Source organism: Gordonia sp. YC-XJ4 (assembly GCF_059511865.1).
The window spans coordinates 3,343,149-3,369,519 of the sequence record NZ_CM183447.1 but is presented as its reverse complement, the minus strand read 5'-3'; the positions used below and the strand labels follow the sequence as shown (position 1 = coordinate 3,369,519).

The 26,371-nt window shown below is 68.6% G+C and carries 29 protein-coding genes; 25 read left to right on the top strand and 4 right to left on the bottom strand.

The annotated features are described in order from the left end of the window. Positions 1 to 47: 47 nt before the first annotated feature. Entirely contained in the window at positions 48 to 617 is a 570-nt protein-coding gene (locus AC5ZH6_RS14910) for a TetR/AcrR family transcriptional regulator (protein WP_006371459.1), read from the bottom strand. A 177-nt stretch (positions 618 to 794) separates the two neighbouring features. On the opposite strand from AC5ZH6_RS14910, the gene AC5ZH6_RS14905 reads away from it, so the two are divergent. The 7 genes from AC5ZH6_RS14905 (at position 795) to AC5ZH6_RS14875 (ending at position 6,872) form a co-directional block, all read left to right on the top strand. Continuing rightward, on the top strand, positions 795 to 2,093 hold the full coding sequence (locus AC5ZH6_RS14905; RefSeq protein ID WP_006371458.1) for an adenosylmethionine--8-amino-7-oxononanoate transaminase: 1,299 nt from the start codon (positions 795 to 797) through the stop codon (positions 2,091 to 2,093). Next, positions 2,090 to 3,280 carry an 8-amino-7-oxononanoate synthase gene (locus AC5ZH6_RS14900; protein WP_006371457.1) on the top strand — a complete coding sequence of 397 codons (1,191 nt, stop codon included), beginning with the start codon at positions 2,090 to 2,092 and terminating at the stop codon, positions 3,278 to 3,280. The genes AC5ZH6_RS14905 and AC5ZH6_RS14900 overlap by 4 nt, the downstream gene beginning before the upstream one ends. A gap of 62 nt (positions 3,281 to 3,342) precedes the next feature. After that, positions 3,343 to 4,089, top strand: a complete 747-nt coding sequence (gene bioD / locus AC5ZH6_RS14895) for a dethiobiotin synthase (RefSeq protein ID WP_006371456.1) — start codon at positions 3,343 to 3,345, stop codon at positions 4,087 to 4,089. Further along, positions 4,086 to 5,126 (top strand): biotin synthase BioB, encoded by a 1,041-nt coding sequence (gene bioB, locus AC5ZH6_RS14890; RefSeq protein WP_006371455.1) that lies wholly within the window; start codon positions 4,086 to 4,088, stop codon positions 5,124 to 5,126. The genes bioD and bioB overlap by 4 nt, the downstream gene beginning before the upstream one ends. A gap of 48 nt (positions 5,127 to 5,174) precedes the next feature. After that, a complete protein-coding gene (gene bsaP, locus AC5ZH6_RS14885; protein ID WP_035728452.1) occupies positions 5,175 to 5,435 on the top strand; it encodes a biotin synthase auxiliary protein BsaP in 261 nt (86 codons plus the stop codon). Next, entirely contained in the window at positions 5,432 to 6,046 is a 615-nt protein-coding gene (locus tag AC5ZH6_RS14880) for a DUF2567 domain-containing protein (RefSeq protein ID WP_006371453.1), read from the top strand. The genes bsaP and AC5ZH6_RS14880 overlap by 4 nt, the downstream gene beginning before the upstream one ends. 112 nt (positions 6,047 to 6,158) lie before the next feature. Then, positions 6,159 to 6,872, top strand: coding sequence for an NUDIX hydrolase (locus tag AC5ZH6_RS14875; protein WP_094600686.1), 714 nt, complete (start codon positions 6,159 to 6,161; stop codon positions 6,870 to 6,872). A gap of 48 nt (positions 6,873 to 6,920) precedes the next feature. Here AC5ZH6_RS14875 and AC5ZH6_RS14870 read toward each other — a convergent pair whose 3' ends face one another. Further along, positions 6,921 to 7,379: a LuxR C-terminal-related transcriptional regulator gene (locus AC5ZH6_RS14870; RefSeq protein ID WP_006371451.1), complete on the bottom strand. Its 459-nt coding sequence runs from the start codon at positions 7,377 to 7,379 to the stop codon at positions 6,921 to 6,923. 261 nt (positions 7,380 to 7,640) lie between these two features. On the opposite strand from AC5ZH6_RS14870, the gene nadA reads away from it, so the two are divergent. The 3 genes from nadA (at position 7,641) to AC5ZH6_RS14855 (ending at position 10,646) form a co-directional block, all read left to right on the top strand. After that, a complete protein-coding gene (gene nadA, locus AC5ZH6_RS14865) occupies positions 7,641 to 8,702 on the top strand; it encodes a quinolinate synthase NadA (RefSeq protein ID WP_276112944.1) in 1,062 nt (353 codons plus the stop codon). 4 nt (positions 8,703 to 8,706) lie between these two features. Further along, positions 8,707 to 9,606: a carboxylating nicotinate-nucleotide diphosphorylase gene (gene nadC / locus AC5ZH6_RS14860; RefSeq protein WP_020170954.1), complete on the top strand. Its 900-nt coding sequence runs from the start codon at positions 8,707 to 8,709 to the stop codon at positions 9,604 to 9,606. A 266-nt stretch (positions 9,607 to 9,872) separates the two neighbouring features. Continuing rightward, positions 9,873 to 10,646 (top strand): SDR family NAD(P)-dependent oxidoreductase, encoded by a 774-nt coding sequence (locus AC5ZH6_RS14855; protein ID WP_020170955.1) that lies wholly within the window; start codon positions 9,873 to 9,875, stop codon positions 10,644 to 10,646. A gap of 10 nt (positions 10,647 to 10,656) precedes the next feature. Here AC5ZH6_RS14855 and AC5ZH6_RS14850 read toward each other — a convergent pair whose 3' ends face one another. Continuing rightward, entirely contained in the window at positions 10,657 to 12,183 is a 1,527-nt protein-coding gene (locus AC5ZH6_RS14850) for a glycosyltransferase family 39 protein (protein ID WP_231386654.1), read from the bottom strand. 189 nt (positions 12,184 to 12,372) lie between these two features. Then, positions 12,373 to 13,410 (bottom strand): alpha/beta hydrolase, encoded by a 1,038-nt coding sequence (locus AC5ZH6_RS14845; protein WP_020170957.1) that lies wholly within the window; start codon positions 13,408 to 13,410, stop codon positions 12,373 to 12,375. Between the two features lie 243 nt (positions 13,411 to 13,653). Here AC5ZH6_RS14845 and hisD point away from each other — a divergent pair, with 243 nt between their 5' ends. The 15 genes from hisD (at position 13,654) to trpA (ending at position 26,331) form a co-directional block, all read left to right on the top strand. After that, complete coding sequence (hisD, locus tag AC5ZH6_RS14840; RefSeq protein WP_288337296.1) at positions 13,654 to 14,994, top strand: histidinol dehydrogenase; 1,341 nt, start codon at positions 13,654 to 13,656, stop codon at positions 14,992 to 14,994. Positions 14,995 to 15,059: 65 nt separating this feature from the next. After that, the gene (locus AC5ZH6_RS14835) at positions 15,060 to 16,211 is read left to right on the top strand and encodes a histidinol-phosphate transaminase (RefSeq protein ID WP_020170959.1); all 1,152 of its coding nucleotides are present in this window, start codon (positions 15,060 to 15,062) and stop codon (positions 16,209 to 16,211) included. Then, a complete protein-coding gene (gene hisB / locus AC5ZH6_RS14830; protein WP_020170960.1) occupies positions 16,212 to 16,853 on the top strand; it encodes an imidazoleglycerol-phosphate dehydratase HisB in 642 nt (213 codons plus the stop codon). Next, a complete protein-coding gene (gene hisH, locus AC5ZH6_RS14825) occupies positions 16,850 to 17,491 on the top strand; it encodes an imidazole glycerol phosphate synthase subunit HisH (protein ID WP_020170961.1) in 642 nt (213 codons plus the stop codon). The genes hisB and hisH overlap by 4 nt, the downstream gene beginning before the upstream one ends. Further along, positions 17,488 to 17,760 (top strand): hypothetical protein, encoded by a 273-nt coding sequence (locus tag AC5ZH6_RS14820; protein WP_020170962.1) that lies wholly within the window; start codon positions 17,488 to 17,490, stop codon positions 17,758 to 17,760. The genes hisH and AC5ZH6_RS14820 overlap by 4 nt, the downstream gene beginning before the upstream one ends. An 18-nt stretch (positions 17,761 to 17,778) precedes the next feature. Next, positions 17,779 to 18,522 carry a bifunctional 1-(5-phosphoribosyl)-5-((5-phosphoribosylamino)methylideneamino)imidazole-4-carboxamide isomerase/phosphoribosylanthranilate isomerase PriA gene (priA, locus tag AC5ZH6_RS14815; protein WP_014360305.1) on the top strand — a complete coding sequence of 248 codons (744 nt, stop codon included), beginning with the start codon at positions 17,779 to 17,781 and terminating at the stop codon, positions 18,520 to 18,522. Then, the gene (locus AC5ZH6_RS14810; RefSeq protein ID WP_014360304.1) at positions 18,519 to 19,370 is read left to right on the top strand and encodes an inositol monophosphatase family protein; all 852 of its coding nucleotides are present in this window, start codon (positions 18,519 to 18,521) and stop codon (positions 19,368 to 19,370) included. Before priA ends, AC5ZH6_RS14810 begins: the two co-directional genes overlap by 4 nt. Beyond that, a complete protein-coding gene (hisF, locus tag AC5ZH6_RS14805; protein ID WP_020170963.1) occupies positions 19,367 to 20,215 on the top strand; it encodes an imidazole glycerol phosphate synthase subunit HisF in 849 nt (282 codons plus the stop codon). Before AC5ZH6_RS14810 ends, hisF begins: the two co-directional genes overlap by 4 nt. Before the next feature lie 4 nt (positions 20,216 to 20,219). Beyond that, positions 20,220 to 20,585 (top strand): phosphoribosyl-AMP cyclohydrolase, encoded by a 366-nt coding sequence (gene hisI, locus AC5ZH6_RS14800; RefSeq protein WP_014360302.1) that lies wholly within the window; start codon positions 20,220 to 20,222, stop codon positions 20,583 to 20,585. 52 nt (positions 20,586 to 20,637) lie between these two features. Further along, complete coding sequence (locus AC5ZH6_RS14795) at positions 20,638 to 20,817, top strand: tautomerase family protein (RefSeq protein ID WP_006371433.1); 180 nt, start codon at positions 20,638 to 20,640, stop codon at positions 20,815 to 20,817. Continuing rightward, on the top strand, positions 20,814 to 22,400 hold the full coding sequence (locus AC5ZH6_RS14790) for an anthranilate synthase component I (RefSeq protein WP_020170964.1): 1,587 nt from the start codon (positions 20,814 to 20,816) through the stop codon (positions 22,398 to 22,400). Before AC5ZH6_RS14795 ends, AC5ZH6_RS14790 begins: the two co-directional genes overlap by 4 nt. After that, a complete protein-coding gene (locus AC5ZH6_RS14785; protein WP_014360300.1) occupies positions 22,393 to 23,148 on the top strand; it encodes a TIGR02234 family membrane protein in 756 nt (251 codons plus the stop codon). Before AC5ZH6_RS14790 ends, AC5ZH6_RS14785 begins: the two co-directional genes overlap by 8 nt. Before the next feature lie 110 nt (positions 23,149 to 23,258). Then, positions 23,259 to 24,077 carry an indole-3-glycerol phosphate synthase TrpC gene (gene trpC, locus AC5ZH6_RS14780; protein ID WP_006371430.1) on the top strand — a complete coding sequence of 273 codons (819 nt, stop codon included), beginning with the start codon at positions 23,259 to 23,261 and terminating at the stop codon, positions 24,075 to 24,077. 59 nt (positions 24,078 to 24,136) lie between these two features. After that, positions 24,137 to 25,513, top strand: coding sequence for a tryptophan synthase subunit beta (gene trpB / locus AC5ZH6_RS14775; RefSeq protein ID WP_496167401.1), 1,377 nt, complete (start codon positions 24,137 to 24,139; stop codon positions 25,511 to 25,513). Continuing rightward, entirely contained in the window at positions 25,510 to 26,331 is an 822-nt protein-coding gene (gene trpA, locus AC5ZH6_RS14770; RefSeq protein WP_014360298.1) for a tryptophan synthase subunit alpha, read from the top strand. The genes trpB and trpA overlap by 4 nt, the downstream gene beginning before the upstream one ends. Positions 26,332 to 26,371: the final 40 nt, after the last annotated feature.

The following is a 26,371-nucleotide window of genomic DNA, read 5'->3' as shown; positions in this document are numbered from 1 at the left end:
GGGGAGGACATGTGTGCGCACCCTCGACGCTACCGGCGCCGACGGTTCTACAGGTGCCCGGCCACGTGGGCGCGACTGCGGGCGCCGTCGATGATCACCGCGAGCGCGCCGGTGAATTCCTCGTCGAAGTCCCGGTCGGACGGCTCGATGACTCCGAGCCGTTCCATCTGGGCTCGGGTCTGTTCCTCGATCGTCAGTCCGATCACCAGCTGGCAGATCGCGGTCGCGACCGCGCGGGCCCCGTGCTCGTCGAGACCACCGAGTGCGGCGGCAGCGGCCACGTCATCGGCGACAGCCCGCCCGGATAATGCGCTGGCCCAGCTCGACGAGACGACCTCGGCGCTGTCGGGGACGGCCAGCAGCGCCGTGCGCATGCCGGTCGCCAGCGCCTCGAGGCGTTCGTCCCACCGCAGATCCGGACCGGGTTCGGCGATGTCGGTGAGGATGTCGTCGGCCAGTGCCGCCAACAGCGTCTGCTTGTTGGGGAAATGCCAGTACAGGGCGTTGGGGCGGACGCCGACCTCGGTTGCGAGCCGGCGCATGGTCAGGTCGGCGAGGCTGTGTCGGGTGAGCACGTCGCGGGCGGCGGCGAGGATGTCGGCGCGATTGTTGCTCACCCGGACAGCGTAGAGCCACGAGGCCGGACACCGCCGAGGCGGTCCTGTACACCGTCCAGGGTGGCCCTGTACAGTGTCCAGGCGAGGCTTACGGAGAGGCTGCCCCCTCCCGCACCTGTGGGCCGCCGGCCCCGGATCGACACGTCGCCCGCATCGACACATGGAAGGAACGTCCCCGTGGATCAGATGAGCATCAGCCGCATCGATGCGGACCACATCTGGCATCCCTACGGTGCGTTCCCACCGTCGACCCGGCCGCTCGTCGTCACCGGCGCATCCGGCGTGCGACTGGAGCTGGCCGACGGACGCACGGTCGTCGACGGGATGAGCTCGTGGTGGGCGGCCATCCACGGTTATCGTCACCCGGTCCTCGACGCCGCAGTGCGGCGTCAGCTGGACTCGATGTCGCACGTCATGTTCGGCGGACTCACCCACGAGCCCGCGGCGCGACTCGCCGAGCTGCTCGTCGACCTCACCCCCGAGCCGCTGCGCAAGGTGTTCTTCTGCGATTCCGGTTCGGTCTCGGTGGAGGTCGCGGTCAAGATGGCGTTGCAGTACTGGCGCGGTCGCGGCGAACCGGGCCGTACCCGGTTGCTCACCTGGCGCGGCGGCTACCACGGCGACACCTTCACCCCGATGAGCGTGTGCGACCCCGACGGCGGCATGCACAGCATGTGGACCGACGTCCTGGCCCGCCAGATCTTCGTGCCCGCGCCGCCGGAGGACGCCGACGACTCCTATGACGCCGACCTCGCCGACGTCGTCGCGGCCCATCGTGACGAACTCGCGGCGATCATCGTCGAACCGATCGTCCAGGGTGCCGGGGGCATGCGGTTCCACGACCCGGCGCATCTGCGCGCGCTGCGCCGCATCTGCGACGAGCAGGGCGTGTTGTTGATCTTCGACGAGATCGCCACCGGCTTCGGTCGTACCGGATCGATGTTCGCCGCCGATCAGGCCGGCGTCGCCCCCGACATCATGTGTGTCGGCAAGGCGTTGACCGGGGGATACCTGACCCTCGCAGCGACCCTGTGCACCGAGGAGGTTGCCGAGGTGATCAGTTCCGGCGAGGCGGGCGGACTCGCCCACGGCCCGACGTTCATGGCCAATCCGTTGGCGTGCGCGGTCGCCGTCGCCTCGACCGAGCTGCTGGCGTCGCGCCCGTGGCGTGACGACGTCACCCGCATCCGGGACGGGCTGCGCCGCGGACTCGACCCGCTGCGCCACCTCGACGGTGTGCGCGACGTCCGGGTCCTCGGCGCGATCGGTGTCGTCGAACTCGACCGACCGGTCGACATGGCGGCCGCCACCACCGCCGCGCTCGACGCCGGCGCATGGCTGCGACCGTTCCGCACCCTGATCTATGCCATGCCGCCGTTCCTCTGCTCCGACGACGACGTCGACGTGATCACCCGCGGCATGGCATCGGCGGCGCGGGCCAGTATCGCCGCAACCCGAGAGGTGGTGTCGTCGTGACCACCACGGACACGATCATCGGCACGACCGGGCCCGCCCTTGACTGGCTGCATGCGGCCCAGCGGGCCACCGCGCAGGCCGGGCTGCATCGGGACCCCGTCGTCCGCGACGGTGGTGCGGGCCTGCTCGATCTCGCCTCGAACGACTACCTGGGGATGTCGCGGAATCCGGTGGTGCTTGCCGCGGCGCGCACGGCGATCGACGAGTGGGGTGCGGGCTCGACCGCCTCGCGACTGGTCGCTGGCACCACCCGGGCGCACCTCGACCTCGAAGGCGAGATCGCCGAATTCCTGGGATTCCCTTCGGCTCTGGTGTTCTCCTCCGGCTACCTCGCCAACGTCGGGGCGATCACCGCGCTCGTCGGGCGCGGCGACCTGATCGTCAGCGACACCGGTACCCACGCCTCCCTGATCGACGGCTGCCGGCTGTCGCGTGCGCGTGTGGTGGTCGTCGATCGCGGCGATCACGACGCGGTCCGCGCGGCGCTCGCAGCCCGGGACGAGGAACGCGCACTCGTCGTCACCGACTCGATCTACAGCGTCGACGGCGCCGCCGCTCCCGTGCGCGAACTCTACGACGCCGCACGAGCGCACGGCGCGGCGCTGCTGGTCGACGAGGCGCACGGCCTCGGGGTGCGCGGCCCGGGCGGGCGCGGCGTCATCGCCGAGGCCGGCCTCTCCGGTGCGCCGGATCTCGTGGTGACCACGGTCGCCTCGAAATCGCTGGGCGCACAAGGGGGAGTGGTGCTCGGACCGACGGTGCTGCGCGGCCACCTGATCGACCGGGCCCGCACCTTCATCTTCGACACCGGCCTCAATCCGGGGGCGGTCGGTGCCGCCCGGGCCGCCCTGGCATTGCTGCGGACGGACCCGGACATGCCACTACGGTTGCGCGACAACGTCCTTCGCATCGCAGGTCGTCTCGGCCTGGCCCTGCCGCTCGACCCGGACGGAATCCCGCAGACCTCCGCGGTGCTCTCGGTGATCGTCGGTGATCCGCAACCCGCGCTCGCCGCCGCCGCCGCCTGCCGGGCCCGCGGGGTGTTCGTCGGATGCTTCCGACCGCCGTCGGTGCCACCGGGTACCTCGCGTCTGCGGCTGACGATGCGCGCCGACCTCGACGCCGCCGACGTCGATCGTGCCGCCGACGTCGTCCTCGCCGCGCTCCGGGAAGTGGGTGTTCGATGACCGGTGGTCGGGTTGTCCCACAGGGTCTTACGGGTTCACATGGCCTTGCGGATCGTTGCCTGGTGATTGCCGGCACCTCGACCGACGTGGGTAAGACCGTCGTCACCGCAGCGCTCGCCGCGACGCTGGCGGCCCGCGGTGTCGATGTCGCGGTGTGCAAGCCCGCCCAGACCGGCGTCGAACCCGACGAGCCCGGTGATCTCGCCACCGTCACTGCCCTTGCCGGAGCGCTGCCGACCCACGAGTGCGTGCGGTTCGCCGACCCACTCGCCCCCGAGACCGCGGCCCGACATGCCGGGGCGCCGCAGGCCGACCCCGGCACGATGGGCCGTCAGATCGCCGGATTTGTTGCGGCGCATCAGATGACGCTGGTCGAGGGGGCCGGCGGGGTGCTGGTCCGGTTGGCTCCCGAACACACGATCCTCGACGTGGCCGCCGCACTCGTCGCCGACGTGCTCGTCGTCGTCGACCCCGCACTCGGCACCCTCAATCACACCGAACTGACGGTTCGGGCCATTAGGTCAGCGGGGCTGCGGCCGGCCGGGCTCGTTCTCGGATCGTGGCCGCGCACACCCGATCTCGCGATGCGCTGCAATCGCGAGGATCTGCCCCGGCTGACCCGGGTGCCGGTGGTCGGGGTGCTACCCGCCGGTGCCGGCGGCCGTAGCCAGGCCGACTTCACCGAGTCCGCACCCGGCTGGTTCGACCCCGGCTGGATCGAGAGCCTCACCCCTGCAACGCCGGCGCCGTCACCTCAGTCCGTACCCGCACCACCATCCGTGCCCTCACATCAAGGAGTTCACCCATGACCCAGGCCCCCGTACAGTCCGACGTCGCGGCCGGGACCGACACCGACGACATCCTCGCCGTCGCCCGCGCCCAGGTCCTCGAACGCGGTGAAGCGCTGACCCGCGATCAGGTGCTCACCGTGCTCCGACTCGGCGACGACCGGCTCACCGAGCTGCTGCAACTGGCCCACGACGTCCGCATGCGGTGGTGCGGACCCGAGGTGGAGGTCGAGGGCATCATCTCGCTCAAGACCGGCGGGTGTCCCGAGGACTGCCACTTCTGTTCGCAGTCGGGCCTTTTCGCGTCTCCGGTGCGCAGCGCCTGGATCGACATCCCGTCGCTGGTCGAGGCCGCCAAGCAGACGGCCAAGACCGGTGCCACCGAATTCTGCATCGTCGCGGCGGTCCGCGGCCCCGACAAGCGCCTGCTCTCGCAGGTGGCCGCCGGGATCGAGGCGATCCGCAACGAGGTCGACATCCAGATCGCCTGCAGCCTGGGCATGCTCACCCAGGAACAGGTCGACCAGCTCAAGGACATGGGCGTCCACCGCTACAACCACAACCTGGAGACCGCCCGCAGTCACTTCCCGAACGTGGTCACCACCCACACCTGGGAAGAGCGTTGGGACACGCTGCGCATGGTCCGCGACGCGGGCATGGAGGTCTGCTGCGGCGGCATCCTCGGCATGGGGGAGTCCCTCGAGCAGCGCGCCGAGTTCGCCGCCGACCTCGCCTCGCTCGAGCCCGACGAGGTGCCGCTGAACTTCCTGAATCCGCGTCCGGGCACCCCGTTCGGCGATCTTGACGTGCTCCCCGCAGCCGAAGCGCTCAAGGCCGTCGCCGCGTTCCGGTTGGCCCTGCCGCGCACGATTCTGCGGTTCGCCGGCGGCCGGGAGATCACCCTCGGCGATCTCGGGGCCAAGCAGGGCATCCTCGGCGGCATCAACGCCGTCATCGTCGGCAACTACCTGACCACGTTGGGTCGCCCTGCCGAGGACGACCTCGATCTCCTGCAGGACCTGTCGATGCCCATCAAGGCGCTCAACGACAGCATCTGATCCACACCGAGGACGAACGTGACTAGGCTCGCCAGCGTGAGTGGTGCCATGACAACAAGCCTGACCTCCGGTGCGGTGCCGATCCCGGGCCCGCTGGATCAGCCGTGCCGGTACGGCGTGTACACCGGGATCGAGGTGGAGATCGAGTCGGCCGACGCGATACCGCCCGCGGCCCGGCTCGGCCTCGAGCCGCCCCGATTCTGCGGGCAGTGCGGGCGGCGCATGATCGTGCAGGTCCGCCCGGACGGATGGGATGCGCGGTGCTCGCGGCACGGTCGCGTCGACTCCTCCGACCTGGGTCACCGATGACCGCGCCCGGTCCGGTGTCCGCCGGACCCCGCAGGCACCTCGCGCACCGCACCCCGGCGACGCTGGCGGCGTGTGCAGTGGTGATCGGAGTGCTCGGGGTGGTCGCCGGTGGTCTGTGGGCTGTGATCACCCCGTCGATGAGCGCGCTGAAAGGCGCGCATCAGGTGTATCCGATTGACAGCATCGCCGGTGTCTCGGCATTCGCCTTCGTCATGCTCGGGTACGGCGCGCTGGGCGGTGTGCTCGGGTGGCTGGTGGCCCCGGGCTGGCGCGGGCTGCCCGGGTACGCGACCGTCTTCCTCACCACGGTGCTCGGGTCGGGCATCGCCGGATGGGCCGGGACGCTGATCGCAGCGCGTCGCTTCACCGACCCCGACTCGGTCGCGGTGGGCGCCCTCTTCCGCGCCGTCCCGCAACTGTGGCTCGACGGCGCCACCCGCGGAACCCCCAGTGGTCCATGGGCATTGGCGATCTGTGCGCCGCTCGCGGCCACGGTCGTCTACCTCGTGTTCGCCCTGGCGAATCGCCACGGAGATCTCGGCGTCGGCGACGTGGCGCCCGAAACCCCGGAGCCGCAACCGGTTCCCGCGCAACCCGCCCCGCCCGCGTAGTCGCCGACGGCGCCCGTCCCGACGCCGACAGCGCCCGTCTCTACGCCGACGGCGCCCGTCACCACGTCGACGGCGCCCGTCGTCACTGCGACTCACCCCTACAATCGACCCCATGCCATCACCCGCGCGCGCCGAGTCCGACGAGGCGTCCGTCTCGCCCTTGCGTGTCGAGGTCCTGACCGCGGTGTTCCAGGTCCGCGACATCGATGACACCGCGCCGGAACTTTGTGTGCTCCTGACCCGCGGCGAGGGATCGACCTGGTGTCTCCCCGGCGGGCGGGTCGGCGCCGAGGACACCCTGGAAACCTGCGCGCGACTGGTCGTCGCCGACATGGTCGACATCGGCACTCTCGCGCACCTCGAGCAGCTTTCGGTGTTCTCCGCGCCGCATCGTGTGCCGGGTATCCGCACCATCGCGTCGACCTACCTCGGACTCGTTCCCAGCGATGCGCGCACCACCTCACCGGATCGCGCCGACTGGCACCGTGTCGACGCGTTGCCCGAACTGGCCTTCGACCACGGCTCTGTCATCACCAAGGCCCGCCATCGGTTGGCCGCGAAGCTCTCCTACACCAACATCGCTTTCGCGTTGGCGCCGAGCAGGTTCCCGATGTCGGAGCTCTCCGAGATCTACGGTGCCGCTCTCGGCTACCGCGTCGACACCACCAATCTCCTGCGCATCCTCAGTCGGCGGGGTGTCGTCGTCGCCACCGGCACGTTGGGCCGGACGGGTCGGTCCGGGGGACGACCACCGGCGTTGTATGCCTTCGCGGACAACGAACTTCGAGTCACCGACGAGTTCGCCACCCTCAAGCCGCCCATGTGAATTCACGACTGTGAACTCTGACGGCTGTGTGCTCGTCCGGCGGCCGCCTTAGAGCTCGTCGAGCACGACCAGCCCGTCCTGGATGGCGCGGGCCACCAGCGATGCCTTGGTGCGTGCAGTGCGTCCGGCCTGGGCGTACTTGCTGCGAATCCTGGCCAGGTGGGTGTTGACGGTGCCCACCGAGATGTTCAGATCCGTCGCTGCCTCCGACTTGGAGTCCACGAGCAGCCAGGTACGCAACACCTCGACTTCGCGGCACGTCAGGGGGACAGCGGGATACTGGCGTGTTTCCGCCGGCTCGGGCACGAGGACAGGGCGCAGCGCCTCCGGTTGTGGCATCGGGGGGACGATGCGACGCGCGGCGAGACGTTCGAGGGCCTCCTGACGGCGGCGAACCGCCTGCAGGGGTGTGGAGTATGCCCGCCGCACCGGGATCACCGGGCGCGGTGCGGCGATGGGGACGATCGGGGCCCGGGATTCTCCGGCGGGGGTCAGGCTTGCGGTCATGATGGTCAGGCCTCCTGTGAACATGCAGGTGAGGGGATGTGCGGCGACGCAGTACCGACGCTACGTTCGACGAGTCTCCGGCAAACGCGTAGTGGACTACTTGGAATGCGCTTGGAACTACTCGTGTGCGCCGGAATGTCCGCGCACGGGCCGGTGTTACGATGATCACCAGGTTTTCGATCAGTAGTCGAAAACCGGTCTCGGAGCACAGCCCGTGCCGCGAGCAGCAATGCCCGAGCGGCATGAAGGACGGAGTGGCAGATGAGCATCACCAGCGACCGCATCGCCGTCGGCGACACCACGCCGGCACTGGTCGACGCCCGGTGGGTGGACGGTCCCGGGGGATACACCGGTGTCGAACCGACCGCGGAGTGGGCCGAGGAGATCCGACGCCTCGCACGTGCCCGCAATGCCACGCTGCTCGCCCACAATTATGAGCTGCCGGCCATCCAGGACGTCGCCGACCACGTCGGCGACTCGCTGGCCCTGTCGCGCATCGCCGCGGAGGTCGACTCCGACGAGATCGTCTTCTGTGGTGTGCATTTCATGGCCGAGACCGCGAAGATCCTGAGCCCCGACAAGCGTGTGCTCATTCCCGACGCCCGCGCCGGCTGTTCGCTGGCCGACTCGATCACCGCCGACGACCTGCGCGCCTGGAAGGAAGAGTTCCCCGACGCCGTCGTGGTCTCCTACGTGAACACCACCGCCGAGGTCAAAGGCCTCACCGACATCTGCTGCACCTCGTCGAACGCCGTCGACGTGGTCGCCTCGATCGATCCCGAGCGTGATGTGCTCTTCCTGCCCGATCAGTTCCTCGGGGCACACGTCAAGCGTGAGACCGGCCGCGACAACATCCACATCTGGGCCGGCGAATGCCACGTGCACGCCGGGATCAACGGTGACGAGCTGACCGCGCAGGCCAACGCCCACCCCGACGCCGACCTGTTCATCCACCCCGAATGTGGTTGCGCCACATCGGCGTTGTATCTCGCCGGTGAGGGTGCGGTTCCCGACGACCGGGTCAAGATCCTCTCCACCGGCGGGATGATCGACGCCGCCCGCGCCACCGGTGCCAAGCAGGTCCTCGTCGCCACCGAGATCGGCATGTTGCACCAGCTGCGAAAGGCCGCCCCCGGCATCGACTTCCAGGCCGTCAACGATCGCGCTTCGTGCCCGTACATGAAGATGATCACCCCGGCTGCGCTACTGCGTGCGTTGCGGGAGGGCCGCGACGAGGTGTTCGTCGCCGACGACGTCGCCGAGCGTGCACGTCGCAGCGTCGAGCGGATGATCGCGATCGGCAATCCGGGCTCGGGGGAGTGACGCGATGAGTGCCACGTTCGTCGGGCAGGAAACGGCCACGGGCCGAGACGAACTCGAGATCACCGACGAGATCCGCGCACTCATCCGCACCGCACTCGACGAGGACCTGCGCTACGGACCCGACGTGACCACCGCGGCCACCGTGGCGCCGGACGCGAGCACCGACGCCGCGATCGTGTCCCGCCAACACGGCGTCGTCGCCGGAATCCCGGTGGCGCAGGCGGTGTTCGACGAGGTCGTCGGTGTAGGGGCGTACACGGTGACCGAGGTTGTGCCCGACGGCACGCGAGTGGCACCCGGCGACACGGTCCTCGCGGTACATGCACCGACCGCGTCTCTGCTCACCGCCGAGCGCACATGTCTGAATCTGCTGTGTCACCTGTCGGGGATCGCTACCGCGACTGCGGCGTGGGTCGACGCGGTCGCCGGTACCGACGTCAAGATCAGGGATTCCCGGAAGACCTTGCCCGGCATGCGGTCTCTGCAGAAGTACGCCGTCCGCGCCGGCGGCGGTGTCAACCATCGGATGGGCCTGGGTGACGCCGCACTGATCAAGGACAACCATGTGGCCGCGGCCGGGTCGGTCCGCGCCGCGCTGGAGGCCGTGCGCGCGGCCGCGCCGGAGCTGCCGGTGGAGGTCGAGGTCGATTCGCTCGAACAGTTCGACGAGGTCCTCGAATTGTCGCCGCAACTGGTACTCCTGGACAACTTCGAGCCCTGGGCCACCCAGATCGCGGTGCAGCGCCGCAATTCTCGGTCCCCGCAGACCAAGCTGGAGAGTTCCGGCGGCCTGTCGCTCGACGTCGCTGCCGAATACGCCCGCACCGGCGTCGACTATCTCGCCGTGGGAGCGCTCACCCACTCGGTGACCGTGCTCGATCTCGGGCTCGACATCATCACCTGAAGCCAACCGGCGACTGGGGCGCCGAGCGCCTCGACCATCGGGGCGAACGACGAGCCTCGGGAGCCCTCGCGCCGATCGGTGTGCGCGCCCCCGGCCGAACCCGTGGTGACTGCGTCGACGGTGCTCTGATGCGTCGAGTGTGTTCCTATTCCACGAAAGTGCTATTTGTGCTGCCCCTGTCGGGGAATGTCCAACGCGCATGATGCTCCCTACGGTGTGGGGAGCATCACATCCGTGGTGTACACACCTGACTGAGGAGGACAACCATGTCGCGGTTCGAGGACAAGGTCGCGCTGGTCACCGGCGGAGCTTCGGGTATCGGCGCTGCGGTCGGCCGAAAACTTGTCGACGAGGGAGCCTCCGTGGCTCTGCTGGATCTCAACGCCGACGGCGTCGCGTCGGTGGCGAAGGGCCTCGGGGACACCGTCGTCGGGGTGGCCGGCAACGTGGCACAGGAGGACGACGTCGCCGGTGCTGTCGCACTCGCCGTCGAGCGGTTCGGCCAACCCGACGTCGCATTCAACGTCGCCGGCATCGCGCGGATCGGCACCATCGTGGACGGGCCGACGTCGGACTGGGACGCCACGATCGATGTCGTGCTCAAGGGCACCTATCTGGTCACTCGACATGCTGCACGAGCGATTCGCGACGGTGGCCGCGGCGGCGCCATCGTCAATGTGTCGTCGCTCAATGCCCATGTACCGCAATATGGAGGCAGCTCGTACGCGGCAGCCAAGGCGGGCGTCGAGAGTTTCACCAAGAACGCGGCGCTGGAACTCGGAGCCGACGGAATCCGCGTCAACGCCGTCCTGCCGGGACTCGTCGATACGCCGGTGACCGCACCGTTCCTCGGTATCGAATCGGTGGCCACGGACTATCTGAATCGGATCGTGATGGACCGGGCGGGCACACCCGAGGAGATCGCCGACGCCTGTCTCTTTCTGGCCGGCGACCAGGCGAGCTACATCAACGGCACCAGCCTCGTCGTCGACGGCGGCTGGGAGATCTCCAATTACCCCGACCTGAAGGCATTCACCTGACACCGCGGGGTCACCGGGTCGGGACGAATGCGATCACCTGGAGGTCCTTCCCGGTGAACCTGCCCGACTCGCGAAACCCGTTCGCACGCAGACTATCCGACGGAACCGACGCATTCTCCCGATCGGTGAGCACCCACACCCGCGGGCAACCCCGCGCCCGCTGACCGGTCGTGTCCATGGGCAGTGACCGGTCCCAGAGTGCACCGCGATCGAGGGACGACCCGGCAGTGTCGTCGAGCATGATGTCTCGCCCGCGCGCGAATCCCTGCGGATAGCCCTCGGCGATGTAGCGGGACGTGCCGTCGGCGTGCGCGACATCGCCCTCGACGAGGCAGTCCTCGGCCGCAACGTGTTCGGCGAGATACTTTGTGGCCGAACGATAGTCGATGCCGTACGGCTTCGTCAGCGGTGTGTGCAGGTAGACGACGGTCGGTAGGGCCAGAACGACGAAGGCTGCCGTCCAGACGGCCACCATCGGCACCCCGGCCCGGATTCGGTTGTCGGCGAGGCGAATCACGCCCGCCGCGAGTAGCAGTGCCACCGCGGGCGCGACGAACCACAGGTACCGCGTCACGAACGACGGGCTGATCAGGGAATACAGGCCCAAGAGAATCGGTGGCACGATCAGCCACGGCCACGCAATCACCGGCAGCGTCAGGCCGGGCGGTGGTGGCTGGGTCGCAACGGAACCCCGGTCCGCGCGTGCACGGACGATACCGACGAGCGTGCACACCCCCACGACGAGGGCCAACAACGTCAATTGCGGTGCGTTGGGGAAAGCGATGTCGTTGACGCGAAGCACCGGGTTGTAGTGGTAACCGCCGATCCAGGCGACCTGGCCGGATTGGTCGGCGACCGCGAGCACGAGTGGGGAGACGACGATCACCGCGGCAACCATGCACGCCAGCACGATGGGGATCGCGCGACGAGTCGATCGCGAGATCAGCACACTGAGCGCGTGAGCGGCCATCAGCGGGGCGCTCAGGATCGAGAAGGCCATGCTCGTCACCAGCAGCACACCATAGGTCAGTGCTGCGGGCCACCAGCGCCGACCGTCGAGGATCGCGCGCACCAGCGTGACCAACGCGAGGGTGGCCCAGACCGCGGCGGCAACGGTGAAGGCATACGGGCGGGCTTCCGTCGCGGTCTGAACGGTACTCGGCAGGAATGCGAAGAACACCGCGGCGACGAGTGCCGTGGTCGGCCCCGTCAGCCTCCGGGCGAGCACATGGATGCCTGCGCCGGCGAGTCCGATGGCCACCACCCCGGGTAGACGGGTCCACAACTCGGTGTCCGGGACGAGGCGCAACCACCCGTCCATGAACCAGTAGTAGGCGCCGTGGACAGCGTCGACATTGCCGAGGAGCCGCATCAATTGTGCGGGCGTGCGCCGCGCCGCGCCGAGCGTGGCCATCTCGTCGTACCAGAATTGCGGAATCCAGGAACCGACGAAGGACACCAGTGCCGCCAGCGCGCCGGCGGCCACCGCTGCAGATGTGTCAGATGAATGTCGGCCCGAAATGTGGGTCACGTTCATGACCCTCCACGTAATCACATCTCGTAAAGAGGTTCTCGGTCCGCATCGCCGAGATCGACGACCCCACCCGCCGCTGCCGAATGGCATTGTCGTGATTTCCTTCCGGAATTCCGAACAACACAGGAATCACTCGCCCAAGGAATGCCGCGGATCGGTAGATGTTTCGACGAGGTCTGGCGAGCACGGCGCTCACGCCCCGATCGCGCGCCCGATCACCGGCCACGAGGCGCGCAGGTCCGCGGCGAACACGCCCCAGGAGTGCGATCCCAGTGGGCGTGCCGAGAATGTGTGCGCAATCCCCAAGGCGGTCAACCGATTCGACATGGCTGCAGTGCACACTCGTGTGTACGCCTCGATCTGACCGCCGCCGGCGAGTCCGCCGAGGGTCTCGGCCGGGCCACCGTCGATCGGGCCGGGCATACCGGTGGCCGCCGACAGGAACACCGCCGTGCCACGCAGCTTGCCCGCATTGACGATCGGGTCATTGGCCACCCAGTCCGGTCCGCCCGGCGGTCCCCACATGTTGAGCATGTTGCCGCCGCCGCGTGTGACCACGGCGGTTACCGCGCCGACACCGAGCAGGTCGGTGGTACCGGGACATCCGCTGTAGGACGCGACCGCGCGATACATGCCCGGAGCCGATTCGGCGATCGCCAGGGCCGGACCTCCCGACATCGACACCCCGGTGATCGCGTTGACCCCGTTGGTGTGGAAGGCGCGGTTGACGATCGGGGGGAGTTCCCGTGTCAGGAAGGTTCGCCACTTGTTGCGGCCCAGGATCGGATCGTCGCGCTGCCAGTCGGTGAACATCGACGCGCGACCTCCGACCGGGAAGACGGCCGTCACGGTCTTGCCTGCGAAGAAGGCACGGGCGCCACCGTTGTTGATCCAGGAGATCCCGTCCTCGCCGCCGCCGAGTCCCGGCAGCATGTAGACGGCAGGTCCCGCAGGTCGACCCGGCGGGTGCAGGACCTGACTGGTGATCACCTTGCCCATCGCCGACGAGTACACCTCGAGCACCGACTCGGTCGGGGAGAGGTCGTGGACGGCGACGAGGTGTGCCGCCTGCGCGCGAGCCGGCACCTGCGCACCGACGGTCGCGGCCAGCAGCAGCATCGCCGCGATCATCCCGATGCGGCGGGCCCACGAGGAGGCGGTGGGTCCGGCGCCATGGGGTTCGGTGCCGTTCGGTGCTTGTCGTCTCAGACCAGGTCGTCGAGTTGTCATCCACGTGCTCCGTTCGGTTCGTGTGGCTCCCGACGCATATCTGTGAGGTCGCTGTGAGCATATCCGTGACGGATGGGGTCAGAGTTACCCATGGTGCGATTTCGTTAGAGGCGCGTAATGAATCCGAGTCCTTGCATCCGCAAGGTTTGCGCTGCTCGCTCCCATGAGGTGCAGGTGAAATCCGCTCGCCTCGTGCCCGTATCCTGGATGGGTCATTTCCTCCAGTCATGCCAGGAGAGATCCATGCTCGCCCGAACCGACCTGCGCGGTAGCACCCCGACGCTTGCTGAACTGCGTCGTGCGTTGCCCCGCGGGGGCACCGACGTCAACGCCGTTCTCGACACGGTGGGGCCGGTGGTTCATGCCGTCGCCGAGCGCGGCACGGCTGCGGCGCTGGACTACGGGGAACGGTTCGACGGTGTACGGCCCGCGTCGGTGCGGGTGCCGTCGTCGGTGATCGGTGACGCACTTGCGGCGTTGGATCCGGCGGTCGCCGACGCGTTGCGCGAGTCGATCACCCGCGCGCGGGCGGTGCACGCCGATCAGCGCAGACAGACCTCGCGGACGCAGGTCGTCGACGGTGGTGTGGTCAGTGAGAAGTGGATTCCGGTGCGACGCGTCGGTCTGTACGTGCCCGGCGGCAATGCCGTGTATCCCTCGTCGGTGATCATGAACGTCGTTCCGGCGCAGGAGGCCGGCGTGGGGTCGCTGGTGGTGGCCTCGCCGCCGCAGAAGGACTTCGGCGGATGGCCGCATCCGACGATCCTGGCCGCGTGCGCGTTGCTCGGGGTCGACGAGGTGTGGGCGGTCGGCGGAGCGCAGGGCATTGCCTTGTTGACCTACGGCGGAACCGACGCCGATGCCGCCGATGCGCCCGGCGCCGTCCTCGATCCGGTGGACCTCATCACCGGGCCGGGCAACATCTACGTGACCGCGGCCAAGCGGTTGTGCCGCGGGGTCGTGGGTATCGACTCCGAGGCCGGGCCGACCGAGATCGCGATTCTCGCGGACGCCACCGCGGTGCCCGAACTCGTTGCCGCAGACTTGATCTCCCAGGCCGAGCACGATGTCCTGGCCGCGTCGGTACTCGTCACCGACAGCGTCGACCTCGCCGATGCCGTCGATGCGGCCCTCGACGGCCAGGTGGCACAGACCAAACACCGCGAACGGGTGGCAACCGCCTTGGCGGGCAAGCAATCCGGTGTGGTGCTCGTCGACGATCTCGAGGCGGGACTGGCGGTGGTCGACGCCTACGCCGCCGAGCATCTCGAGATTCAGACGCGCGACGCGGCCGCGGTGGCCGATCGCGTGCACAATGCCGGCGCGATCTTCGTCGGTAACTACGCGCCGGTCAGCCTCGGTGATTACTGTGCGGGTTCCAATCACGTTCTGCCGACCTCGGGTTCGGCGCGCTTCGCGTCGGGGTTGTCGGTACAGACCTTCCTCAAGGGCGTCCACGTCATCGACTACGACGAGGCCGCACTGCGTGATGTCGCAGACAAGGTCGTCACCCTGGCGCAGGCCGAAGACCTTCCGGCACACGGGGATGCGATCACCCGGCGCTTCATGGAGGACGCGCGGTGACCGCGGAGGGCGTAGCGAGCGGGCCGAGTGTGCCTGGCGCCGGGAGCGCAGCGAGCGGGCCGAGTGTGCCTGGCGCCGGGAGTGCAGCGAGCGGGCCGAGTGTTCCCGGCGCGTCGATCTCGGTCGACGAGTTGCCGTTGCGGGACAACCTTCGTGGGAAGAGTGCCTACGGTGCACCGCAGTTGACGGTTCCGGTGGTGCTCAACACCAATGAGAACCCGCATCCGCCGTCGGCGGCGTTGATCGCCGACGTCGCCGAGTCGGTCCGTGCTGCGGCGGCGGAGTTGCATCGATACCCCGACCGGGATGCGGTCGCGCTGCGTACCGAGTTGGCGGAGTATCTCACCCGCGCCACCGGCGTGCGGTTGTCGGTCGAGAACCTTTGGGCGGCAAATGGTTCCAACGAGATCCTGCAGCAGCTGCTGCAGGCCTTCGGGGGGCCGGGGCGGACCGCGTTGGGGTTCGTGCCCAGTTATTCGATGCATCCGATCATCTCCGACGGCACCACCACCACGTGGCTGGAGGCCAAACGCAACGCCGATTTCTCGCTCGACGTCGATTACGCCATCGGTGAGGTCGCCGCGCGCCGCCCCGACGTCGTGTTCCTCACCTCGCCCAACAACCCGACGGGTGCGTCGATCCCGAATGCCGGGTTGCGCGCCATCGTCGATGCCGCGCCGGGCATCGTCATCGTCGACGAGGCGTACGGTGAGTTCTCCGAGCAACCCAGTGCGGCCGAATTGATCGACGAGTTCCCGGCGAAGGTCGTCGTGAGCCGCACGATGAGCAAGGCGTTCGCCTTCGCCGGCGGACGGCTCGGGTATCTGGCCGCGTCGCCGGCGATCGTCGAAGCCCTGCAACTCGTGCGGTTGCCCTATCACCTGTCGGTGCTGACCCAGGCGTCCGCGCGAGCGGCGCTGCGCCACGGCGAGGAGACCCTGGCGGGGGTCGCCACGATCATCGCCGAACGCAAGCGCGTCGTCGCCGAGCTCGCCGCGTCAGGTTTCGAGGTGATCGACTCCGACGCCAACTTCATTCTGTTCGGACGGTTCGCCGACGCCCCGGCGTCGTGGCAGCGCTACCTCGATGACGGGGTCCTCATCCGTGACGTCGGGATTCCCGCATACCTGCGGGTGACGGTCGGTCTGCGTACCGAGAACGACGTCTTCCTCGAGGTCAGTAGACGCCTGGCCGCAACCGATCTGGAGAATGGCTGAGTGAGCACCACACAGGAGTCGAGCACAACCGGGGCCCGCATCGGCAGGGTCGAGCGCACCACCAAGGAGTCGTCGATCGCCGTCGAGATCGACCTCGACGGCACCGGTCGCACCGACATCTCCACCGGCATCGCGTTCTTCGATCACATGCTCACCGCGTTCGGTGCGCACGGCAGCTTCGATCTGACGGTCAAGGCGACCGGTGATGTCGAGGTCGAGGGCCACCACACCATCGAGGACACCGCGATCGTCCTCGGTCAGGCGCTCGGTCAGGCGCTCGGGGACAAGAAGGGCATCCGTCGCTTCGGTGACTGCTACATCCCGATGGACGAGACCCTCGCACACGCCGTCGTCGACGTGTCGGGCCGGCCGTACTGCGTCCACACCGGCGAGCCGGAGCATCTGCTGGCCGCGGTCATCGGCGGGTACCCGGGCGTCCCGTACTCGACGATCATCAATCGGCACATCTTCGAGTCGATCGCGCTGAATGCCCGTATCGCACTGCATGTTCGGGTGCTCTACGGACGCGATCAGCACCACATCACCGAGGCGGAGTTCAAAGCCGTTGCCCGGGCGTTGCGCGAGGCCACCGAGGCCGATCCGCGGGTGACCGGGGTGCCCTCGACGAAGGGTGCTCTATGAGCGGGCCCGACGTCGTCGTCCTCGATTACGGGTCGGGGAATCTGCGGTCGGCGCAGCGGGCACTGGAGCGGGCCGGCGCTGCGGTCACCGTCTCGGCCGATTTCGACACCGCCCTGAACGCGACCGGTTTGGTCGTGCCGGGCGTCGGGGCCTTCGCGGCTTGTATGGAGGGACTGCGTGCGGTGAAGGGTGACCGGATCATCGGGCGTCGCCTCGCCGGCGGCCGTCCGGTCCTCGGGATCTGCGTGGGCATGCAGATCCTGTTCGATCACGGTGTCGAGTTCGGGGAGGAAGCCGACGGGTGTGGTGAATGGCCCGGTTCGATCACCCGGCTGCCCGCGCCGGTGCTGCCACACATGGGATGGAACACCGTCGATGCCCCCGAAGATTCGGTGCTGTTCGCCGGGCTCGACGCCGACACCCGCTTCTACTTCGTGCACTCCTATGCCGCGCAGTCCTGGGAGATGGACAACGACGGCACCGCGCTCCGCGCACCCCGGTTGACCTGGGCCGACTACGGTGGGAAATTCCTCGCCGCCGTCGAGAACGGTCCACTGAGCGCCACCCAGTTCCATCCGGAGAAATCCGGTGACGCCGGGGCGCACCTGCTCGCCAACTGGATCGGGGCCCTCTCATGACCGACTCGGGTGCCGGTGGCGATCCGCAGTACCGCTTCTCCTACGGTCGATTCGTCCTGTTCGTCCTCGGCGCGGGTGTCATCGTGCTGGTGATCTGCATCCCGGTGGTGCTGGCGTTGGCCAAATGGAATGCGATCGCCGGGCTGGTCGCGTCGCTGGTCAGCATCGTGCTGATGATCACGGCGATCGGCATCACCTCCAAACGCTTGATCGGCAAAGCCGAACGCGCGCTGCGCGCCCAGCACCGCAGCAACCCCCCGACCTCCTGAAAGGACCCGCGCAACCCCATGGGAACAACCCTCGAACTGCTTCCGGCCGTCGACGTCGCCGATGGTCAGGCGGTGCGCCTGGTCCAGGGCGCCGCCGGTACGGAAACCTCCTACGGTTCACCGCGGGAGGCCGCGCTCGCCTGGCAGAAGGACGGCGCGGAGTGGATTCACCTCGTCGACCTCGACGCGGCCTTCGGACGCGGCAACAATCGTGACCTGCTCGCCGAGGTCGTCGGCGAACTCGACGTGAAGGTCGAATTGTCCGGCGGCATCCGCGACGACGAGTCGCTCGATGCCGCACTGGCCACCGGTTGTACGCGGGTGAATCTGGGCACCGCCGCGCTGGAGAATCCGCAGTGGTGCGCCACGGCGATCGAGCGATTCGGCGACCGGATCGCCGTCGGACTCGACGTCATCCGGGAAGGCTCGTCGTACCGTTTGCGCGGGCGCGGATGGGTGACCGACGGCGGCGATCTGTGGGAGGTGCTCGAACGCCTCAACGGCGACGGATGCGCCCGCTACGTCGTCACCGACGTCTCCAAGGACGGCACGCTGGGCGGACCGAATCTCGACCTGCTCGCCGAGGTCGCCGCGGCCACCGACGCGCCGATCGTCGCCTCCGGCGGGGTGTCGGCGCTCGATGACCTCGTCGCGATCGCCGGTCTGGTGGAGCAGGGCGTGGAGGGTGCGATCGTCGGAAAGGCGCTCTACGCCGGGCGGTTCACCCTGCCCGAGGCGTTGACGGCGGTCGGCGGACGGTGACCGCGGACGCCGACCTGGATCTGTCCCGACTGCTCGAGGTGGCCGGGGGAGTCCTCGACGGGGTCAGCGACGAGTTCATCGCCGGTCTGGGAGCGCCGAGCGCGGTGCGCAAGGGCGCCACCGACTTCGCCACCCAGGTCGATCTCGATCTCGAACGCCGGATCGTCGGCGAGCTGACCGAGCTGACCGGCATCGGGGTGCATGGCGAGGAATTCGGCGGTCCGCCCGTCGACAAGGGCGTGGTGTGGGTCCTCGATCCGGTCGACGGCACCTACAACTATTCGGCCGGTGTGCCGTTGACGGGCATCCTGCTCGCGCTGCTCGTCGACGGCGAGAGCGTGTTGGGTCTGACGTGGCTGCCGTTGTCGCGGCAACGTTTCGCCGGGCACCTCGACTCGCCACTGCTCTGCAACGGTGAGCCGGTGACCCCTTCCGGCGCAACGTCGTTGGCGCAGTGCGCGATCGGTTTCGGGCCGTTCAACGTCGGGCACGGCGGCCGGTATCCCGGTGCGCGCCGCGCCGACCTGATTCGGGCGCTGTCCGGGCGGGTGGCCCGGCTGCGGATGACCGGTAGCACCGGTGTCGACATGGCCTATGCGGCGTCGGGGACGTTCGGCGGCTCGATCGCCTTCGGTCGTCACCCGTGGGACAACGCCGCCGGCGCAGCCCTGGTTCGTGCTGCCGGTGGCGTGGCCACCGATCTGTCCGGACAGCGGTGGACCGTCGACTCGCCGTCGTTGGTCGCCGGGTCACCGGGGATTCATTCGGCGCTGATGGACGTTGTGCACGAGGTGATCGGTGACGAGTGGTCCGCCGATGCCTCCCGACCCGAGGAGACCGACCGATGACTTTGGCCGTGCGTGTGATCCCGTGCCTCGACGTCGACAACGGACGCGTCGTCAAGGGCGTCAATTTCGCGAATCTGCGTGATGCCGGTGATCCGGTGGAACTCGCGGCCCGCTACGACGCGGAGGGTGCCGACGAGCTGACGTTTCTCGACGTCACCGCGTCGAGTTCGGGGCGCGCCACGATGATCGAGGTCGTCGGGCGCACCGCCGAGCAGATCTTCATCCCACTGACCGTCGGTGGCGGCATCCGCACCGTCGCCGACGTCGACACGATGCTGCGGGCCGGCGCCGACAAGGTCAGCGTCAACACCGCGGCGATCGCCCGGCCCGAGGTGCTCGAGGAGATGAGCAGGCGTTTCGGTTCGCAGTGCATCGTGCTGTCGGTCGATGCGCGTACCGTGCCCGACGGTGAGCAGCCCACCCCGTCCGGTTGGGAGGTCACCACGCACGGCGGACGCCGGGGTACCGGCATCGACGCTGTCGAATGGGCAAGGCGCGGACAAGAACTCGGCGTCGGGGAGATCCTGTTGAACTCGATGGACGCCGACGGCACCAAGCAGGGCTTCGATCTGCGCATGCTGACCGCGGTCCGTGCGGCCGTCGAGGTACCGGTCATCGCCAGCGGTGGCGCGGGGGCCGTCGAGCATTTCGCGCCGGCGGTCGCGGCGGGCGCCGATGCGGTGCTCGCGGCCTCGGTGTTCCACTTCGGCCAGCTCACCATCGGTGAGGTCAAGGCGTCGATGGCGGCCGCCGGGATCACCGTGCGGAACGCACGCGACACTCCGGTGCGGAACGCACGCGACACTCCCGTGCGGAACGCACCCGACACCCCGATGGAGGTGTGAGGCGATGGCTCTCGATCCCGAGTTGGCGAGTCGGCTCACCCACAATGCCGACGGGCTGTTCAGCGCGGTCGCCCAGGAGCGCGAGACGGGCACGGTGCTGATGGTGGCGTGGATGGACGACACCGCGCTCGAACGCACCCTGGCCACACGGCGCGCGACCTACTTCTCGCGATCCCGTCAGGAGTATTGGGTGAAGGGTGAGACCAGCGGTCACACCCAGTACGTGCACGACGTCCGGCTCGACTGCGATGGCGACACGGTGCTGTTGATCGTCGATCAGGTGGGGGCGGCCTGCCACACCGGCAATCACAGTTGCTTCGACACCCCGTCGTTGCCGTTCGCCCAACCCGACGCGACCGGCGCGGGGTAGTGCCTGGGAGAATCGGGGCGGACACTCATTTGACGAAAGGTGGCGACCAGTCATGCCATTGATCCAGATCTCGCAGACTCCCGGGCTCTCCGACCGGGTGAAACGCGAGACCATCGCGGCGGTGACCGAGGCATACGCGCGGGCCACCGGCAAGAGCCCGGATTCGGTATGGGTCACCATCAACGAGATCCCGCGCACCCAGTGGGGCGTGGGCGGCGAGCCCCTGGGATGAGTACACCCGCGATGAGCACCTCCACCCACGATCATGCGGCGGGTTCGGCCACGACGAGTCTGGCCGAGTTCCTGGATCTGGCTGCCGACCATCGTGTCGTGCCGGTGACCCGCAAGGTCCTCGCCGATTCGGAGACACCGCTGTCGGCGTACCGCAAGCTCGCCGGCGACCGCGCGGGCACCTTCTTGCTCGAGTCCGCCGAGAACGGGCGGAGCTGGTCGCGGTGGTCGTTCATCGGCGCGGGTGCACCGTCGGCGCTGACCGTTGTCGACGGCAAGGCCAGTTGGTGGGGGGCGGTGCCGTCCGGCGCGCCGGTCGACGGTGACCCGCTGACGGTGCTGGCCGAGTCGCTACGGCTGCTGGCCACCGATCCGTTGCCGGACATGCCGCCGCTGACCGGCGGCTTCGTCGGATTCATGGCGTATGACATGGTGCGTCGGCTCGAACGGCTCCCCGAGACGACCACCGATGACCTGCACCTGCCGGATCTGATGATGTTGCTGGCGACCGATCTGGCCGCGGTCGATCATCACGAGGGCACCATCACCCTGATCGCCAACGCCGTCAATTGGGATGATTCCGATGAGCGTGCCGAGCAGGCCTACGCCGATGCCGTGGCCCGGCTGGACCGGATGACCCAGGCCCTCGCCGCGCCGGCGCCGTCGACGGTGTCGCATTTCGACCGGCCCGCTCCCGACTTTCGGGTGCAGCGCAGCCGCGAGGAGTACCACGAGATCGTGCGCGACCTCGTCGGCGAGATCGAGGCGGGCGAGGCCTTCCAGGTGGTGCCGTCGATGCGGTTCGAGATGGACACCGCCGCCGACCCGCTCGACGTGTATCGCGTGCTGCGGGCGTCCAATCCGAGCCCGTACATGTACCTGCTGCGTATCCCGGGAATCGAGTCCGATCCGTTCACGATCGTCGGGTCGAGCCCCGAGGCGCTGGTGACCGTGCAGGACGGCTGGGCGACGACCCATCCGATCGCCGGTACCCGGTGGCGTGGGGCGACCGAGGAGGAGGATCAACTGCTCGGGAAGGATCTCATCGCCGACGAGAAGGAGAACGCCGAACATCTGATGCTCGTCGATCTCGGACGTAATGATCTCGGTCGGGTGTGCCGTCCCGGCACCGTGAAGGTGAGCGATTACCGACACATCGAGCGCTACAGCCACGTCATGCACCTGGTGTCGACGGTGTCGGGGGAGTTGCGTGCGGACAAGCACGCCCTGGACGCGGTGACGGCGTGCTTCCCGGCGGGGACGCTCACCGGCGCGCCCAAGGTGCGGGCGATGGAGCTCATCGACACCCACGAGCGGACGCGGCGCGGCCTGTACGGCGGCATCGTCGGCTATCTCGACTTCGCCGGCAACGCCGACACCGCGATCGCCATTCGCACCGCGTTGATCAAGGACGGCACCGCCTATGTGCAGGCCGGCGGCGGGGTCGTGGCCGACAGCGATCCCGACTACGAGTACAACGAGGCCCGCAACAAGGCGACCGCGGTGCTCAACGCGGTTGCCGCCGCCTCGACGATGCGTCGGGTCTCCGGCGGCGCTGCCGAAGGTGGGCCGACAAGTGAGTGAGCAGGCCCCCGATCCGACGACACCCGACGCCGCCGACCCGGCCCGCAGGTCCCGGCGGATCAAGGTGATCGCCGCGATCCTGATGGCGTTGGGTGCATTGGCATTCTGGTCGGCCTCGCGCGTGACGTGGGCGACCGTCTACGCCGGTGACGGCATGTCGCCGGACCGATACATGCAGGTCAAGGGCGCCGACTGGAGTCCGTGGCTGACGCCGCTGGCGTTGGTGCTGCTCGCGGCGATCCTGGCGGCGTTCTCGCTGCGCGGGTGGGGATTGCGGATCGTGGCGGTCCTCGTCGCAGCGGGTGGATTACTCGCCGCGTTCCCCGCGCTGTCTCTGCTGACCAGCAGCTCCGATTCGCTGTACGCGGCACGGGCGATCGACCTGTCCGATCGGTACATCGTGCGGCTGACGACCACCCACGGCTGGGTGTCGGTGATCGTGTTCGCGGGGACGGTGTGTTGTGTCGCGGCCGGTGTTCTGTTGCTGCGGTCGGCGTCGGGTGCGGGAATGTCGAGCAAGTATCGGACGCCTGCCGCGCGCCGTGACGAACTCGAACGTGAGATCTTCGCCGAGCACGAGCGCCGCAAGGCGGCCGGCGATGCGGGGACCGATCCGGCCGGGGCTCCCATCGGCCAGCAGGGCCCGGACGCGGGCGGCGACGCCGCGCGCACGGAACCGCCACACGTGAACGAACGCATGATGTGGGATGCCCTCGACACCGGGATCGACCCGACCGAACAGCGCTGATCTCTGCGGTGCTCGGCGTGACGTGGGTCTCGACGGACCCGCGCACGGGCCGTTGGGAACCCCGGTCTACCCTGGTGAGGGCAAGGAGCGTCGAAAGGGAACCAGCTGTCGTGAGCACGCCGAACGTCCTCGATTCGATCATCGAGGGAGTCAAGGCCGACGTCGCCGCGCGCGAAGCGGTCGTCGATTACGCGGCCGTCAAGGCGGCCTCGGTCCAGGCGCCCGACCCCAAGGACGTGATGGCTGCGTTCCAGCAGCCCGGCATCGGGGTGATCGCCGAGTGCAAGCGTGCCAGCCCGTCGAAGGGTGAGCTCGCCACCATCGCCGACCCCGCCGAACTCGCGCGTGCCTACGAGGACGGTGGTGCACGGATCATCAGTGTGCTCACCGAGGAGCGGCGCTTCCGCGGGTCGCTCGCCGATCTCGACGCCGTCCGCGCGGCCGTGAACATCCCGGTGCTGCGCAAGGATTTCATCGTCGGGCCGTACCAGATCCATGAGGCGCGCGCACATGGTGCCGACATGATCTTGCTGATCGTCGCGGCCCTGGAACAGAACGTGCTGGCCTCGTTGCTCGACCGCACCGAGAGTCTGGGCATGACCGCTCTCGTCGAGGTGCACACCGAGGAAGAGGCCAATCGCGCGTTGGAGGCGGGAGCCTCGGTGGTCGGCGTCAACAACCGCAATCTCAAGACCCTCGAGGTCGATCGCGACAACTTCTCCCGGATCGCTCCGGGCCTGCCCACCAAGGTGATTCGGGTCGCCGAGTCGGGTGTGCGCGGCACCGCCGACCTGCTGGCGTTCGCCGGCGCCGGCGCCGATGCGGTCCTGGTGGGTGAGGGGCTGGTCACCAGTGGCGACCCCCGTACCGCGGTGGCGGAGCTGGTGACCGCCGGCACCCACCCGTCCTGTCCGAAACCCGTTCGCTGACCACGGTCTTCGGCTCCGGCCGAGGCCGTGGACGCGTATGTGATGCAGTGAGGTGTCCTGTGACGACCGATCAGAGCAGCGGCACCGACGCCGCCCCGACCGTCCTGCCCACGGCCAGTCAGGGAGTGGCGACCCGCACCTCCCTCGAGCCCGACGCCGGGGGACACTTCGGTGTCTACGGTGGGCGGCACGTTCCCGAGGCGTTGATGGCGGTCATCGACGAGGTGACCACCGCCTACGAGAAGATGCGCACCGACGACGACTACCTCGCCGAACTCGACCGGCTGCAACGTGACTACGTCGGTCGGCCCTCGCCGCTGTACGAGGCGACGCGGTTGTCCGACGATGCCGGCGGCGCGCGGGTCTTCCTCAAGCGGGAAGACCTGAACCACACCGGTTCCCACAAGATCAACAACGTGCTCGGTCAGTTGTTGCTGGCCCGCCGGATGGGCAAGTCGCGCATCATCGCCGAGACCGGTGCCGGTCAGCACGGGGTCGCCACCGCCACCGGCTGTGCCCTGTTCGGGATGGAGTGCATTGTCTACATGGGTCGCGTCGACACCGAACGCCAGGCGTTGAACGTGGCGCGGATGCGTCTGCTCGGTGCGACGGTGATCGCGGTGGAGACCGGCTCGGCGACCCTCAAGGACGCCATCAACGAGGCGCTCCGCGACTGGGTCACCAACGCGCACAACACCTATTACTGTTTCGGTACCGCAGCGGGGCCGCATCCGTTCCCGATGCTGGTACGCGATCTGCAGCGCATCGTCGGCCTCGAGGCCCGGGCGCAGATCCTCTCGCACGCCGGGCGGCTGCCCGATGCGGTGGTGGCCTGCGTCGGCGGCGGCTCGAACGCGATCGGTGTGTTCCACCCGTTCATCGACGACGCCGACGTACGGCTCGTCGGATACGAGGCCGCCGGTGACGGCGTCGAGACCGGCCGGCACGCGGCGACCTTCACCGGTGGTACACCGGGCGCCTTCCAGGGTGCGTTCTCCTACCTCCTGCAGGACGAGGACGGCCAGACCATCGAATCCCATTCCATCTCGGCGGGTTTGGATTACCCCGGGGTCGGTCCCGAGCATGCCTATCTCAAGGACATCGGCCGGGCCGAGTACCGACCGATCACCGACACCGAGGCGATGAATGCACTGGCGTTGCTGAGCCGGCGGGAAGGGATCATCCCGGCGATCGAGTCGGCGCATGCGGTGGCCGGGGCGTTGCAGCTCGGCCACGAGCTCGCCCGCACCTCACCGCGCGGGGCGCAGGCCGGTACCCAGGGCGCACCGATCATCGTCGTCAGCCTGTCCGGTCGCGGTGACAAGGACGTCGACACCGCCGCGGAATGGTTCCATCTGTTCGATCCGCCACCATCGGAATCCGAGACACAGTCCGAATCCGGAGCGGCCCAATCAGATCCGGGGGAGAGCCGATGACTGCGCCGACCGTCCGACACGCCGGAGCCTCCAAGCTCTCACCGGTCTTCACCCGCTGCCGCGAGCAGGGCCGCGCCGCGCTGATCGGCTATCTGCCCGTGGGCTATCCGACGGTGGCCGGCTCGGTGGAGTCGTTCACCACCATGGTCGAGGCCGGGTGCGACATCATCGAGGTCGGGGTGCCCTATTCGGATCCGGTGATGGACGGGCCGACGATCCAGGAAGCCGCCGATCTCGCACTGACCAACGGGGTGCGGGTGCGCGACGTGTTCACTGCGGTCCGCGCGATCACCGACGCCGGTGGGCAGGCCGTCGTGATGAGTTACTGGAATCCCATCCTCGCCTACGGTGTCGAGCGTTTCTCCACCGATCTCGCCGAGGCCGGGGGAGCCGGACTGATCACCCCCAACCTCATCCCGGAGGAGGGGCATGCGTGGCACGAGGCCTCCGACGCCCACGGGTTGGACCGCATCTATCTGGTCGCACCGTCGTCGACCCCGGAACGTCTGGCCTACACCATCGATGCGTGTCGCGGTTTCGTCTATGCGGCCTCCACGATGGGAGTGACCGGTGCTCGCACAGCGGTGTCGAACGCCGCTCCCGAGCTCTGTGCCCGGATCCGCGAGTACTCCGACATCCCGATCGGCGTCGGTCTCGGCGTCCGCAGCGGTGAGCAGGCCGCCGAGATCGCCTCCTATGCCGACGGTGTCATCGTGGGTTCGGCCCTGGTGACCGCCGCGCAGGCCGGTCAGGGTCAGCTGCGTGATCTGGTTCGCGAACTCGCCGACGGCGTCGCCCATCCGAACCCGCCGAGGTGACCCGCGCGCGTGAGGTCCGATCGGACGAACCGACCGGGTG